Raw genomic sequence first — 14,562 nt, 5'->3', positions numbered from 1 at the left:
ATCTATGTGAAGCGGGCGTTCTCACGCCCGGTCGCGTCCAGTCGAAAGCGGATGAATCATATGTACGCGCCACGCTCGCGGCGGATGGCGGCGCTTCGGTCGTAGGCGTCGCGGGCCGCGTCGCGGGCGCGATCCCACTCCACCTCGCCCTCCCAGCCGCTCTTCAGGTCTTCCTCGATCTCGTCGAAGCGGCCCTCGCCGTACTGCGACTCGGCCGTGGCGCCGTAGCGGTACGCGGGCGTGTAGGACTCGAAGGTGTCGCCCTCGCGGACGTAGGGGCGCGACGAGAAGTTGTCTCGCAGCCAGTTGTCTTCGGTCGTCGGATCGATAAGCTCGCCCACGCCCTTGCCGGCCAGGCCGCCCGCGACGGCCCCCAGGGCGGCGCCGACCGCCGTGCCTACAGGACCCGCGACGGAGCCGACCGCCGCGCCGGAGGCGAGGCCGCCGACCGCGGCCCCGATGCCCGTCTCGAAGGGGTGGGAGCCGGGCTGGTCGGTAATGGGATCGGCGTTGCGGTCGCCGCGAGGGGGCAGATCGGCGCTTTTCTCGGGATCGTTGGTGGTGGCCATGATGGTCCTCTCGGATTTCGGGATGACGCGTCGATCAACAAAAGGGCCGACCGAGCATGGATTTCATTGTGTAAGCAATTCGCTTGCCAAAGTGCGACCTCTTACGACTGAGACGGTCAGGGAGACGCGAGGCCGGAGGAAGCCGATGCCCGCCGGAGCAGGATGCATCGCCCGTCCTTTCGGAATCGCTTAGAATCCGCCCAGGCCGATCGCGATCAAGGAAGGAACGCCCCGAATGACCGTCGACGAAATCCTCGCCCAGTTCGAGTCCCTCGGCGACGACGCCCGGCGTAAGCACAACAGGAAGGCCGGCGCGCCCGACGACCAGTTCGGCGTGAAGCTCGGCGACCTGCGGGCGATCGCCAAGAAGATCAAGACGGACCATGAGCTCGCGCTCAGGCTCTGGGAGACCGGCAACGTCGAGGCCCAACTCCTCGCCACGCTCATCATCAAGCCCAGGTCGCTCTCGGCCGACCAGCTCGACGAGTTGACTCGGTCCGCGACCTGCTCGCAGGTGGCCGACTGGCTGAACTCGTACGTCGTCGCAGAACACCCCGAGAAGGAATCGCTGCGTCAGAAGTGGATGAAGGCGAAGGACCGCTGGTCCGCCCGCGCGGGCTGGCACTTCACCGCCAGCCGCGTGAACAAAGGCGGCGGCGGCCTCGACCTGCCCGCACTCCTCGATCGCATCGAGAGAGAGATGCCGAAGGCTGCGCCGGAGGTGCAGTGGACGATGAACAACACGCTCGCCGCGATCGGCATCCACCACCCCGAGTATCGCGAACGAGCCGTAGCCGTCGGAGAGAGGATCGGCCTGTACCGCGACTGGCCGGTGTCCAAGGGCTGCACGCCTCCCTACGTGCCGGTCTGGGTGGCCGCGATGGTCGAGCGGCAGGGCTGAGGCGCATGGACCCTATCTTCTTCGAAACACCCGGGGACTTCCGGGCCTGGCTCGGCGAGAACCACGCCACGGCGGACCAACTCCTGGTCGGCTTCTACAAAAAGGGCACGCGCCGGTCTAGCATCACCTGGCCGGAATCGGTGGATGAGGCCCTCTGCTACGGATGGATCGACGGCGTCCGGAAGGGCGTCGACGCCGAGAGCTACACGATCCGGTTTACGCCGCGCAAGAAGCGCAGCGTGTGGAGCGCCGTGAACATCGCTCGGGTCCAGGCCCTGACCGAACTCGGCCGCATGCAGCCGACCGGCCTGGCCGCGTTCGAAGCTCGGAACGAGGACCGATCGGGCATCTACTCCCACGAGCAGGGGGACGTCGAGATGCCCGAGCCGTTCCTGGGCCTTCTGCGGGAGAAGCCGGCGGCGTGGGAGTTTTACGAGAAGCAGCCCGCGTCCTACCGCAAGGCGGTCAACTGGTGGGTCGCCGGCGCCAAGAAGGTCGAGACGCGTCGTAAACGGTTGGACTCGCTGGCCGCGTACTCGGCCCGGGGCGAGCGGGTGCCCCAGTTCACCTGGAAGAAGGCGCCGGGCTGAGACGCGGGGCGACCCCCGATTAGGCCCCCTGGTTGATGTTGTTCCAATCCTTGCTCGTGCAGCCGCCGCCACGTCGAAACGTGGCGGATCTCATCCCGATTGAGGTGGCAGTCGAGCCCGCCGAACTCACCCGGCCGCATCTTGTCGCACGTTGCAGCGCCTCTGATGATGACGCCGGGGAATTCTCCAGTATCGAGCTGCTTGAGCGGAGCCCAGCATGAAGAAGAAGCCGACCTGCCCCCTGTGCACCGGCCGCATGGAACGACATAAGGAAGTCGTGGTGGAGCACGCCGCCAATGGCACGACCTACGACTTCGCGTGGGTTTGCACCGAGTGCTCTGCCGCGTACCCGATCGCGGTCAACGTCAGCGGCTTCTTCGGCAAGTCCGAGCCGATGTACAAGCCGTTGGATGCGGGGGACTGAGCGGGTGGCTCGCCACCCGGTCGGCACCGGGAGAATTCGAGCGAGCAGCCCCCGGGTAGACTCGGCGTGACAAGCGACTGCCCCGGCCCGACGGCGGCCGGAGATCGGCCCTCCGCATCCACGTCGCCTGGGCCCAGGATCTAGGTTCTGTCTGACGGCTCGTAGAGCGTTACCATGGCGGCTTCCCCAAGGAGGCCGCGATGACGCGTCGCTACGAGTTGAAGGATGAGGAATTCACCCTGATCGCCGACCTTCTGCCGCCGGTCGGGAGGCCGGGGGGTCGCTGGAACGACCACCGGACGACCCTCGACGGCGTCCTCTGGATCCTCCACACGGGGGCCCAGTGGCGGGAGCTCCCGGAGCGTTACGGGAAGTGGAAGAGCGTCTACGACCGCTTCAACCGCTGGGCCCGAGACGGGACCATCGACCGAATCCTGGAGCGGCTCCACCTGGAGCTGGACGCCTCGGGGCGGATCGACTTCGACCTCTGGTGCGTCGACGGGACCTCCATCCGGGCGAGCCGCGCGGCCGCCGGGGCCGGGGGGAAAAGGGGGACGGCCGAGCCGGCCGACCACGCCCTCGGCCGCTCCCGCGGCGGCTTCGGGACGAAGCTCCACCTGGTCGTCGACTCCGGCGGCGTCCCGCTCTCGGCCGTCGTCACGGCGGGCCGGGCCCACGAATCGAAGTCCCTGGAGCCGGCCCTGGAGGCGGTGCGGATCAAGCGGCCGGGCCGGGGCCGGCCGCGACGGCGGCCCCGCCGCCTGGCCGGCGACAAGGGGTATAGCTATCGGCGCATCCGCCGCTACCTGCGACGGCGGGGGATCAAGGCGGTGATCCCGACCCGCAAGGACCAGCGGAGGAACCCGAAGTTCGACGCCGGGGCCTACCGCCGACGAAACATCGTCGAGCGGTGCATCCTCTGGCTGAAGGAGAACCGCCGCCTGGCGACCCGGTTCGAGAAGCTCGCGGTCAACTTCCTGGCCATGGTCAAGCTCGCCATGATCCGCCGTTGCTTCCGGCTCATCGAGCCGTCAGACAGAACCTAGGCCTAGGACCTCGAGACCAGCTCCGGGATCGCCTGGCCGTTGGAGACGATCGGGATGGGTCGCCCTAGACGGTCGGGGATGGTGATCCGTTCGTAATCGATCCCAAGGTGGCGATAGACGGTCGCCAGGAAGTCGTGAGGCCCGACGCGACGATCCACCACGTCCTCGCCGCGGCTGTCCGTCGCGCCGATCACGCGGCCGCCTTCGATGCCGCCCCCCGACCAGATCATGGAGTTCGCCCGGTTCCAGTGATCCCGGCCCGGCTGGGTCGTCCCCGCCGGGGCGCTCGCCACGCCGCCCCCGCTGCTCGCGACGTACGAGATGCGGGGCGTGCGGCCGAATTCGCCCGTGACGATGACCAGCACTCGGTCCTGGAGCCCCCGGTCGTGGACGTCCTGGATCAGGGCCGAGACCGCCTGGTCGAAATACGGGGCGCGGAACTTGAGGGCGTCGAAGACGTGGTGGTTGACGGCGTGGTCGTCCCAGTTCGCGACCCGGCCGCAGAGCGGCCCGTCGAAGGTCGTGGTGACGAGGTCGACCCCCGCCTCGACGAGCCGACGCGCCATGAGGCACTGCTGGCCCCAGGCATGGCGGCCGTAGCGGTCCCGCAGCTTCGGGTCCTCGCGAGAGAGGTCGAACGCCGTGGCGGCCTCCGGGCTGGTCATGAGGTTGAGGGCGCGGGCCTGAAAATCGTCCATGGTCCTCTCGATCTCGGACCGATCCAGCGAACGCCGGAGGTCGTCGAACGTGCTGCGGAGTCTCGCCCTGTCCCGCAGGCGGTCGGCCGCCGCGGCGTCGCCGAAATTGACGCGGAAGTCCGGGGCGGACGGGTCTCCCATCACGGCGAACGGCTCGTAAGTCGAGCCCAGGAACGCCGGGCCGGCGATGCGGAAGCCGTCGTAGCCGTGGATGGGATTGACCCCGACGTAGTTCGGCAGCGCCCGGTCCTCGCGCTTCCCGAGGTAGTTCGCCACCGCGAGCACATCCGGGAAGGCCGGGCCGGCCTTGTCCTGGGGGTCGGGATCGCCCGTGAGCAGCTGGAGCGACCCGGCCGGGTGCCCCCCTCCCGTGTGCGCCATGGAGCGCAAGACGGTGAGCTTGTCCGAGATCGCGGCCTGGAGGGGGAGCAACTCGGACAGGCGCAGGCCGCTCGTCTTGGTGTCCAGCGTCGCGAACGGCCCGCGGAACTCCGACGGGGCGTCCGGCTTCGGATCGTACGTGTCCAGGTGGCTGCACCCGCCCCTGAGCCAGACGAGGATCACGGCCTTCCGCTCCCGCGTCGGGGCGGCCTGCGCCCTGAGCTGGAGCAGCCCCGAGAGCGACAGAGACCCCATGCCCGCCAGCCCCGCCCTCAGGAATTCTCGGCGAGAGCCCGCTCCGGCTGCGTAAGACATGGACCATTCCCGTCAGGATGAACCGGAAGCTCGGAGTCCACGCGACGCCGATCGCCACCAGCCTAGCTCATTCGCCGCCGGCGATCCAGCGGCCTCAGCGCCATCGTCCCGACATCGACACCGTCCGTGCCCCCGGCGGCGGGAGTCGGTATGCTGGCGGTCCCCTGAACTTGAGGAGCCAGATGATGAGAAGACTCCGTCGAACGGTCGTGGTCGGGCTTATGATGCTGGTCGTCGAGGTTCCGGCGAGTCGGGGTTTCGACGACGGGGGACCGCCTCCGTCCTGGAAAGCCGGGACGGCCACGGTCGCGATCACGCCCGAGCGGCCCCTGGTCCTGCTCGGCTACACCGACCGCAAGGGGCCGTTCGAAGGGGTCTCCGACGAGCTGTCGGCCCGCGCGCTGGCCCTGGAGGACGCGCGGGGCCGCCGCGCGGTGGTCGTCGCGGCCGACCTGGTCGGCTTCCAGTCCGCCGTCGTCACCGACGCCGTGACGCGCCGGATCGCCGAGCGGACGGGGCTGGGTCCAGAGCGGCTGATCTTCAACGCCTCGCACACCCACACCGGGCCGGTCGTCAGCCTCGATCCGAACCTGACGCTCAACGTCGCCCACCCGGACATGACGCCCGAGCAGGCCGAGGCGACGGCCGCCTACACCCGCCGGCTGCAGGATCAGCTCGTCGACCTGGTGGAGCGGGCCCTCGCCGCCTTGCGGCCGGCACGGCTCTCCTGGGCGGCCGGCCGCACGAACGTCCCCACCAGCCGCCGGCTTCCGAAGCCCGAAGGGGTCGTCATGGCGCCCAACCCGGACGCCCCGGTGGATGACGCGGTCCCCGTCCTGCGGGTCGATTCGCCGGAAGGGAAGCCCCTGGCCGTGGTCTTCGGCTGCGCCTGCCACGCGGTGGCGGCCGGCACCGGGAACGTCATCAGCGCCGACTACCCCGGCTACGCCCGCGCCGTCGTCGAGGCGCGTCATCCGGGCGCGACGGCCCTGTTCCTGGCCGGTTGCGGCGGGGACGCCAACCCGGAGCCGCGCGGCGCGATCGAACAGGCCCGGACGCACGGCGAGGCGCTGGGCCGCGAGGTCTGCCAAGTGCTCGACGGGCCGCTGGCAGCCGTGGACGGGCCGCTCCAGGTCGCCTACGCGCAGGTGGATCTGCCGCTGCAACAGTTGTCCCGCAAGCAGATCGAGGGATACCTGGATCGTCCCAACTTCCAGGCGTGGCAAGCCCGACACATGCTGGAGGTCCTGGACGCGGGCGAACGCTTGCCGACCCGCTACACGGCGCCCGTGGCGGTCTGGCGGTTCGGCAAGAGCCTGACGCTGGCGGCGCTGCCGGGCGAGCCGGTGGCCGAGTACGCGACGTTGCTACGCAAGGCCCTCGGCCCGGATGGGCTCTGGGTCGCCGGATACAACAACGACTGTTTCGGCTACCTGCCGACGGCGCGGGTCGTCGAGGAGGGCGGCCACGAGGCGATCGGCGTGACGCTCTGGGCGTGGAGTCGGAACCTGAGTCCCATGGTCGGCTTCTTCGAGCCTCGAGTCCAGGACGTCGTCGTCGACGCCGTCCGGCGGCTGGCGGACGAAGCCCGGATCGAGACCCAAGTGAAGTAGCGAAACACCGCTGGGAGATTTTCGGTTGCCGAGGTTTGCCGTAACTCTGATCTCGTCGGTGGGATTCGAACCCACACGGGCGTCCCCGCCCAGAGGATTTTAGGTCCCCAGAGCCGACTCAGCGGGCCGCACTCGGGCGGCAAGGGTTTGGCGACGAAACGCCGTGCTTCAGAAAGCGAAACGCGCGACGGTCGGGTCTCACCGGCACGGGTCGCGTAGTCGTCGCACGGCCCTGGCTCTTACCAAATTCTTGCCAGCCCTGCAACAGACCCACAATCTACTGAGCCGGGCATGAACGCAGTCGATGACTGAGCCGGGCATGAACGCAGTCGATGACGACTACTGGTCGAACCGGTCGACCGCCCTCGACGAATGGGGCGGGGACTGGCGGATTGCCGGAGTGCTCGATGGAAGTGATGTCTCAGGTTCCCATCGAGCAGCACCCGCCATGTCCGCTGGAGAGATCGACTCCCCGCATGATGGTAAGCTGGAGGACGTCGCCTTGCGCTTTAGAGCGGTTTTTTGTCGAGTGTGTCGCTTGATCGGGCCTGGTATCCGCCATGGCGGAACCAGCCGACGACGTCGGCGGGGCGGACCTCCCGCACGGCGTCGCCCATCGCCCCGATCAGGCCGTCGCCCGCCCGTGTTTTCACCTACCGCAGCCAGGCCTTGAGCTTGGAGGACATCCGCTCGATCGGATTCAGGTCGGGGCCGTACGGCGGCAGGAAGCGCGGTTCGGCCCCGGCCGCGGCGATCGGTCGGGCGGCCTCGGCCGTCTTGCGGCACGGCCAGTCGTCGAGGATCACGACGTCGCCGGGCCTCGGCGTCGGGGCCGGGCGTCGCTCGACGTAGGTCTCGAACGCGGCCGAGTCGGTCGCCCCGTCCAAGGCCCCCACGCCGCCCGGGCGGACGGCCTCCGCGAGCGCGACGACCTTCCAGCGGCCGTGCGGCGCCGGGCCGCCGACCCGCACGCCGCCGGGGGCTCGGCCGTGCGTCCGGTCCATGGCCGTGCTCGCGCCCGTCTCGTCGATGAAGACCGGCCGAGCCGGATCGACCCCCGCGAACTCGTCGCGCCAGGCGGCCCGCTCGGCCGTCGGCTCGGGACGGTCCTGCTCGGACGCCCGCCGCGACTTTTCTCGCGAGCGGCCCCCGGACGCTTCAGGGCCCGATGCACCGCCGAGACGCGGCACGAGACGCCGGCGGCCAGGACCGCCTCGCGGAGCCGGCGTTCGGCCTCGGCGTCGAACGCCCGGGCGCGGCCGCCGCCGTGCGGCCTGGGCCCGATCGAGCCGGTCTCGCGACGCCGCCGCATCCGCTTGCGGATCCAGGCGACGCCGACCGAGAAGCGGGCGGCGTCGCCGGCGTCGCACGCCGCGACGACCCGCTCACGGAGGTCGGTTGAGTAGGCTTTCCTCTCAGGTGGCCCTCCATAGCCGCCCAGGGACAACCGCGTCAATCGCCGCATTCAACGAAAAACCGCTCTAAAATTCGAGTTAGAGGTCGACGCCCCGGAAGCAAGGACGACCGGGCCGTCCGACGGCGCGGCGAGATCGGGCGGAAGCCGACCCGGTCGTTTCGGTTAAGATCATGCCGGGTCGCCTCATCCGGCGACCGCGCCAATCCCATCAGGGCCTCGATCCCATGCCGAGCGAAGACGTCGCGAAGATCCTGGGGAACAAGTATCGCCTCGCGCTGGCGGTCGTCGGCTTCCTGGTCTTCGGCAATCAGGCGTTGGTCCAGCCCTCCCTGGTGCGGCTGTCGACCGACGCGACGTTGATCAACTCGGCCGGCCGCCAGCGGATGCTCAGCCAGCGGCTGGCGAAGGCTGCCCTCGCAGCCGACCGCGGCGACGAGCGGGCGGGCGCGGCGAGCGACGAGATGAGGCAGGTCCTCGCCTCGTGGTCGACCGCGCACAAGGGGTTGCTCGACGACGAGGCGGGGGACGGGGAGGATCGGCTTGTACGGGACGGCCTGGCCGCGTTGGAGCCGCATTTCACCGCGATCCAGGACGCCGCGAAGCGCCTGGTCGGACCCGAGGCGGCCGTTCCGCGCGACGCCGCAGCGAGGCGTGTGGACCTGGCCGTCATCCTCGACCACGAGGCGGAATACCTCCGGGGCATGGACCACGTCGTCGGGCTCTACGAAGCCGAGGCGCGGGGGCGGGTCGAGCGGTTTCGTCGAATCGGCTGGGCGCTCGCCGGCTTGACCGTGGGGGGCCTCGTCGCCATCGGCCGTTTCATCCTCCGCCCGGCGGTCGGGCTGATCCGCAGCCAGCTCGACGAGCAGGGACGGGCGCGCGACGAGTTGGAGGCCCGGGTCCGCGAGCGCACCTGCGAGTTGGAGGCGGCAAGGGAGAGGCACGGGGAGCTTCTCGCGCGGCTCAGCCACGCCGATCGGACGAGCGCGGCTGGGGAGATGGCGTCGGCGCTGGCCCACGAGCTGAATCAGCCGCTCGGGGCCGTCTCCAACTACGCCGAGGGCTGCCTGGCCGCCCTGGCCGCCCCGAACCCGGCCGTCGACGAGATCCGCGAGGCGCTCCGGCGCCTCCAGGCCGCCGCGATGCGCGCCGGCCGGATCATCGAACAGGTGCGGCGGTTCGTCACGCGGCAGGGGCCGAGGCGTGAGCCCTTCGAGGCGAACGCGCTCGTCGACGACGCGAGGGAGATCCTGGGGGGCGCGATCCAGCGGACCGGCGTCGCCCTCCGCCTGGAGCTGGCACCCGAATTGCCCTGTCTTCTTGGCGATCCGGTACAGATCCAGCAGGTGTTGGTCAACCTCGCCCGCAACGCCCTGGACTCGCTCGCCCTGTCGCAACCCTCGACCCCCACGCTCGTTATGTGGACGAAGTCGTCCGATGAGGGGGGGGTCGAATTCGGTGTTCGCGACAACGGGGAGGGCATCTCGCCCGACCGGCTGCCCGTGATTTTTGATGCCTATTTCAGCACTCGTGCCAATAGCATGGGCATGGGACTGGCGATCTGTCGCACGATTGTGGAGGCCCACCAGGGGCGGATTTTCGTCGAGTCGGTGCCGGGAGGAGAGACGACCTTCCGGGTCCGGCTGCCGGCCGCCCCGCCCGATCATGAGCGAGCCGACGGTTCACATCGTGGATGACGACCCCGACATGCGAGACTCGCTGCGTTGGCTGCTGAAGACGGTCGGCCTCCGGGCCTTGACCTATGCGTCGGCCGAGGAGTTCGCCCGCGGCTACGCCGAGGACGGCCCCACCTGCCTGGTGCTGGACGTCCGCATGCCGGGGACGGGCGGGCTCGATCTGTTCGAGGACCTCTCCGCGCGCGGTCTGGAGATCCCTGTGCTGTTCATCACAGCCCACGCCGACGTACCGATGGCGGTCCGGGCGATGAAGTCGGGCGCGGCCGAGTTCCTTGAGAAGCCGTTCAACGGCCAGGTGCTCCTGGAGAAGATCCAGCGCGCCCTCCGCGACGACGGAGCCCGCCTTGAGCGACGATCCGCGACCGAAGCGGTCCGGGCGCGGCTCGGCTCCCTGACCACCAAAGAATGCGAAGTCCTGGCGATGATCCGGGACGGTCGGCCGAACAAGGAGATCGCCAGGCTCCTGGAGATCACCCCCCGGGCCGTCGAGCTCCGCCGCGCCAGCCTGATGCGCAAGCTCGGCGTCGGCTCGCTCCCCGACCTGCTCCGGATCGCGATCGGCCTGGAGGCCGCATCCGAAAGCCGCCCTGCGGACCCGCCCTCCCGATCGGCCTGATTCGGCCGCCGAACCGCGTCTGGTTCCCGCCGAACGCACCGCCTGGATTTCTGGCACGACTGCCAGCCCCGCGAACAGGCCCATCGGCATTGCGAGGGCTTCACCCTTCGGTTTGGCGAAGGGTGGATCGCCAGGCCCTTCGTGATTCCGCAAAAGGGGGCCGCCTTTCGCTGACTGGCATCCCCGCTGCTTTCCAGGGCTGGCAGTCGAAGGCCGACCGGCTCCTCTCCCGACCGGTTGCAACCCTGTCGACCCGTCGTCGGGTCGACCCAACCGTCCGCGAGGAGTGGCGTCCATGCGCTTCGTCGATGAAGGTACGTCCCTGAAGCTCGCCGAGCGGGTCGACCGGTCCGAGGCCGGGGTCGGCGGGCGGCGGGACGACCGACTGGTCGACTCGCTCCTCGCCGAGCAGGGCGACCTGAGCGCCGTCGAGCGTTTCGCGAGGCTCCATCGCGGGCCGGACGAGCCAGTGGGGGAGCGGTTCTACTCGGCCCTGCTCCCGGCCGGGCCGCCGGGGCCGGGCCAGCAACTCGCGTTCGAGGTGGACCTCGATCGTTGCTCGGGCTGCAAGGCGTGCGTGTCGGCCTGCCACGCGCTCAACGGGTTGGACGAGGGAGAGACCTGGCGGGACGTCGGCCTGCTGGTCGGCGGGACGGCCGCGCTCCCGGTGATCCAGCACGTCACGACGGCCTGCCACCACTGCCTGGAGCCGGCCTGCCTGGCGGCGTGCCCGGTCGAGGCGTACGAAAAGGAGCCGATCACGGGCATCGTGCGGCACCTCGACGACCAGTGCATCGGCTGCCAGTACTGTACGCTCGCCTGCCCGTACGACGTGCCGAAATACCACGCGGACAAGGGCATCGTCCGCAAGTGCGACATGTGCGCCGACCGGCTGAAGGAGGGAGAGGCCCCGGCTTGCGTCCAGGCCTGCCCCCACGAGGCGATCCGCATCCGGGTCGTGGACGTCGCGGACGTCCGGGCGGACTCCGAGGCGGGCGCGTTCTTGCCCGGGGCGTTCGACCCGTCGTACACCCGGCCGACGACCCGCTTCACGTCGCTCCGGCCCGGCCTGCCGGGGCCGGCGGGGGGCGACCCGACGGCCCCGGAGCACGGGCACTCGCCGCTGGCGGTGATGCTCGTTCTGACGCAGCTCGCCGCGGGCGGGTTCCTCGTCGAGTTGGCCGCGCGGCTGGCCGACCCGAAGGACGGCCTCTCCGGCCCGGCCCTGGCGCGACTCTCCCTCGCGCTGGGGCTGGTCGGGCTGGTCGCGAGCGTGCTCCACCTGGGCCGGCCCCTGTATGCTTACCGGGCGGTGCTCGGGCTGCGGCACTCGTGGCTCAGCCGCGAGGTGGCGACCCTCGGCCTGTTCGCGAAGCTCGCGACGGCCTACGTCGCGGCCGACTGGCTCGCGGGGGACTGGATGGCCGCCCGCCCGGAAGCGAGGCTGGGCCTGCTGGCGGCCGTCGCGGCGGCGGGGGCGGCGGGGGTGGCTTGCTCGGTGATGGTCTACCACGCGGTCCGTCGGCCGTTCTGGCGGGCGTCGGTCTCGGGGTGGAAGTTCGCGGGGACGGCGGCCGTGCTCGGGCTGGCCTCGGCGCTGGCGTGCCTGGGGGCCGGTCGGGCCGGTTGGCTCCCGGCCCCGGCGAGCGGCCGAGACGCGGCCCCGTTCGCGGCCCTCGCCGTCGCGCTCGGGCTGGTCACGGCGGCCAAGCTGCGGTTCGAGGCGCGCGACTGCGACGAGGCGGGCGAGGACGGCCCACTCGGCCGGACCGCCCGGCTGCTCCGCGGACCGATGCGACGGATCGTCACGCTCCGACGGCTCCTTGGGATCGCCGGCGGCGTCGTCCTCCCCGCGGTGGCGGCGGCCGTGGTCGGTCGGGAACCGCACCTGGCCGCCCAGGCGACGACCCTGGCGTTCGCGACTTGCCTCGCCGGCGAGATTCTCGAACGCCACCTGTTCTTCACCGCGGTCTCTCGTCCCACGATGCCGGGAGGGCTGCCGTCATGACGAACGGGAACGGGCGCGACACGATGATCGACCGGCTCGTCGGCCTGGCCCGGGCTCGGGACGGGCGACTGACCCGCGAACTGCGGCGGGAGCCCGGCGGGTTCGGGCTGGGGCAGGTGCCCGCCGCGAGGACGCCGGACGCGACGACCGGCATGGTGTGCGGCTACTGCTCGACCGGCTGCGGCCTGACGGTCCACCTGCGCGAGGGCCGGGCGGTGAACCTCAGCCCCACGAAGGACCACCCCGTCAATCGCGGCATGGCCTGCCCCAAGGGGTGGGAGGCGCTGGCCGTCCTCGACGCCCCCGACCGCGCCGTCGCACCTCTCCTGCGCGGGGCGGACGGGCGGCTGCAGGATGTCGGCTGGGACGAGGCCATGTCGGAGATGGCCTCGCGGTTCCGGGCGATCCAGGCGGAGCATGGGCCGGCCTCGGTGGCGTTCCTCAGCACCGGGCAGATCGCCACCGAGGAGATGGCGCTGCTGGGCGCGGTCGCGAAGTTCGGCATGGGGATGGTCCACGGCGACGGCAACACCCGCCAGTGCATGGCCTCGGCCGTCGTCGCGTACAAGCAGGCCTTCGGCTTCGACGCCCCGCCCTACACGTACCAGGACCTGGAGGAGTCGGACTGCATCGTCCTCATCGGGGCGAACCCTTGCATCGCCCATCCGGTGCTCTGGGAGCGGGCCACGCGGAACCCACACCGCCCCGAGATCCTCGTGATCGACCCTCGCCGGACGGAGACGGCGATGGCGGCGACGCTGCACCTGCCGGCGCGGCCGAAGTCCGACCTCACGCTCCTCTACGGGCTCGCCCGCCTGCTGATCGAGCGAGGCGCGGTCGACCGCCGGTTCGTCGAGGCGCACACCCGCGGCTTCGAGGAGTTCGCCGCGTTCGTGGCACCGTACGACCCGGACCGGGTGGCCCGTGAGACGGGTCTGGAAGCCGACGCCGTCCGATCCGCGGCCGACCGGATCGCGAAGGCGGAGCGGGCGTCGTTCTGGTGGACGATGGGCGTGAACCAGAGCCACCAGGGGGTGAAGACGGCGCAGGCGGCGATCAACCTGGCGCTCCTGACGGGGAGCATCGGCCGGCCCGGGACGGGCGCGAACTCGATCACCGGCCAGTGCAACGCCATGGGCTCGCGGCTTTATTCCAACACGACGTCGCTGCTGGGCGGGCGCGAATTCGCCGACCCCGCCCACCGCGCCGAGGTCGCCGCGACCCTCGGCATCCCCGTCGATCGCATCCCGGACCGGCCGAGCTGGTCGTACGACCGGATCCTCGACGGCGTCCGGTCGGGCGAGATCCGGGGCCTCTGGGTCGTCGCCACGAACCCCGCACACTCGTGGATCGATCAAGGTCGGCTGCGCGAGACTCTCGGCGAGCTGGACTTCCTGGTCGTGCAGGACATGTACAGCTCGACCGAGACCGCGCAGCTGGCCGACCTGCTCCTGCCGGCGGCGGGCTGGGGCGAGAAGGATGGGACGTTCATCAACTCGGAGCGCCGGGTCGGTCTCATCAAGAAGGTCGCCCGCGCGCCGGGCCTGGCGCTGGCCGATTTCCACATCTTCAAGCTCGCCGCGCACTACGCCGGCTGCGGGGCGATGTTCGAGGACTGGTCGTCGCCCGAGGCGACCTTCCAGATCCTCAAGCGGCTCTCCGCGGGGCGACCGTGCGACGTGACGGGGATCGCCGACTACCGCGCGATCGACGAGGCGGGGGGCGTCCAGTGGCCCTTCCCGGCCGAGGGCGCGGACCCGAGCCCGCAGCGGCGGCTGTTCGCCGACGGCCGATTCCACCACCCGGACGGCCGCGCCCGGTTCCTGTTCGAGGAGCCCCGGCCCTCACCCGAGCCGACCGACGACGCCTTCCCGTTCGAGCTGCTGACCGGCCGCGGCGGTGCGGCCCAGTGGCACACTCAGACGCGGACGGCCAAGTCGGACGTCCTCCGCAAGCTCCACCCGCGCGACCCGTACGTCGAGATCCACCCGACCGATGCGCAGAGGCTCGGCCTGACGGCCGGCGCGTGGGCCGTGGTCGAGTCGCGCCGGGGCGAGGCGTGCGTGCGGGTCTTCGCGACCCGACGGTCCCACCCGGCCGTCTGTTCCTGCCGATGCACGACGGCGCGACGAATCGGCTGACGTTCGCGGCGTTCGACCCCGAGTCGCGCCAGCCCGCCTACAAGTCGTGCGCGGCCCGCATCCGGGCCGCCCGCGACGACGAGATCCCCCGGGGCCGCGGCGTCCCGAAGGCCCACTGACCCCCCGCCCGGCACGAGGACCCGACG

The 14,562-nt window shown here is 70.8% G+C and carries 13 protein-coding genes; 10 read left to right on the top strand and 3 right to left on the bottom strand.

The window, feature by feature from the left end:
- Window positions 1-56: 56 nt before the first annotated feature.
- Entirely contained in the window at window positions 57-569 is a 513-nt protein-coding gene (locus tag VT85_RS13170) for a hypothetical protein (RefSeq protein WP_068415793.1), read from the bottom strand.
- Between the two features lie 235 nt (window positions 570-804).
- On the opposite strand from VT85_RS13170, the gene VT85_RS13165 reads away from it, so the two are divergent.
- From VT85_RS13165 to VT85_RS13150, 4 genes are all read left to right on the top strand, one after another.
- Window positions 805-1,470, top strand: coding sequence for a DNA alkylation repair protein (locus VT85_RS13165; protein ID WP_068415787.1), 666 nt, complete (start codon window positions 805-807; stop codon window positions 1,468-1,470).
- Between the two features lie 5 nt (window positions 1,471-1,475).
- On the top strand, window positions 1,476-2,060 hold the full coding sequence (locus VT85_RS13160) for a YdeI/OmpD-associated family protein (protein ID WP_068415784.1): 585 nt from the start codon (window positions 1,476-1,478) through the stop codon (window positions 2,058-2,060).
- Window positions 2,061-2,277: 217 nt separating this feature from the next.
- The gene (locus tag VT85_RS13155; RefSeq protein ID WP_068415780.1) at window positions 2,278-2,484 is read left to right on the top strand and encodes a hypothetical protein; all 207 of its coding nucleotides are present in this window, start codon (window positions 2,278-2,280) and stop codon (window positions 2,482-2,484) included.
- Between the two features lie 200 nt (window positions 2,485-2,684).
- The gene (locus VT85_RS13150; RefSeq protein WP_068415722.1) at window positions 2,685-3,530 is read left to right on the top strand and encodes an IS5 family transposase; all 846 of its coding nucleotides are present in this window, start codon (window positions 2,685-2,687) and stop codon (window positions 3,528-3,530) included.
- Between the two features lie 2 nt (window positions 3,531-3,532).
- Here VT85_RS13150 and VT85_RS13145 read toward each other — a convergent pair whose 3' ends face one another.
- Window positions 3,533-4,924, bottom strand: a complete 1,392-nt coding sequence (locus VT85_RS13145) for a DUF1501 domain-containing protein (RefSeq protein WP_068415777.1) — start codon at window positions 4,922-4,924, stop codon at window positions 3,533-3,535.
- Window positions 4,925-5,109: 185 nt separating this feature from the next.
- On the opposite strand from VT85_RS13145, the gene VT85_RS13140 reads away from it, so the two are divergent.
- Entirely contained in the window at window positions 5,110-6,537 is a 1,428-nt protein-coding gene (locus VT85_RS13140; RefSeq protein WP_197490663.1) for a neutral/alkaline non-lysosomal ceramidase N-terminal domain-containing protein, read from the top strand.
- A 653-nt stretch (window positions 6,538-7,190) separates the two neighbouring features.
- On the opposite strand, the gene VT85_RS13135 is transcribed toward VT85_RS13140, so the two are convergent.
- Window positions 7,191-7,727: a transposase gene (locus VT85_RS13135; protein WP_068415771.1), complete on the bottom strand. Its 537-nt coding sequence runs from the start codon at window positions 7,725-7,727 to the stop codon at window positions 7,191-7,193.
- A 451-nt stretch (window positions 7,728-8,178) separates the two neighbouring features.
- On the opposite strand from VT85_RS13135, the gene VT85_RS13130 reads away from it, so the two are divergent.
- The 5 genes from VT85_RS13130 (at window position 8,179) to VT85_RS29165 (ending at window position 14,535) form a co-directional block, all read left to right on the top strand.
- A complete protein-coding gene (locus tag VT85_RS13130) occupies window positions 8,179-9,651 on the top strand; it encodes an ATP-binding protein (RefSeq protein WP_068415768.1) in 1,473 nt (490 codons plus the stop codon).
- A 10-nt stretch (window positions 9,652-9,661) separates the two neighbouring features.
- Window positions 9,662-10,267 (top strand): response regulator transcription factor, encoded by a 606-nt coding sequence (locus VT85_RS13125; RefSeq protein ID WP_197490653.1) that lies wholly within the window; start codon window positions 9,662-9,664, stop codon window positions 10,265-10,267.
- 295 nt (window positions 10,268-10,562) lie between these two features.
- Window positions 10,563-12,275: a DmsC/YnfH family molybdoenzyme membrane anchor subunit gene (locus VT85_RS13120; RefSeq protein ID WP_082858578.1), complete on the top strand. Its 1,713-nt coding sequence runs from the start codon at window positions 10,563-10,565 to the stop codon at window positions 12,273-12,275.
- On the top strand, window positions 12,272-14,416 hold the full coding sequence (locus tag VT85_RS13115; RefSeq protein ID WP_231871372.1) for a molybdopterin oxidoreductase family protein: 2,145 nt from the start codon (window positions 12,272-12,274) through the stop codon (window positions 14,414-14,416). Before VT85_RS13120 ends, VT85_RS13115 begins: the two co-directional genes overlap by 4 nt.
- On the top strand, window positions 14,389-14,535 hold the full coding sequence (locus VT85_RS29165; RefSeq protein ID WP_231871371.1) for a hypothetical protein: 147 nt from the start codon (window positions 14,389-14,391) through the stop codon (window positions 14,533-14,535). The genes VT85_RS13115 and VT85_RS29165 overlap by 28 nt, the downstream gene beginning before the upstream one ends.
- Window positions 14,536-14,562 lie beyond the last annotated feature (27 nt).

Source organism: Planctomyces sp. SH-PL62, assembly GCF_001610895.1.
Taxonomy (GTDB): Bacteria; Planctomycetota; Planctomycetia; order Isosphaerales; family Isosphaeraceae; genus Paludisphaera.
This window is presented reverse-complemented; position numbering and strand designations above follow the sequence as displayed.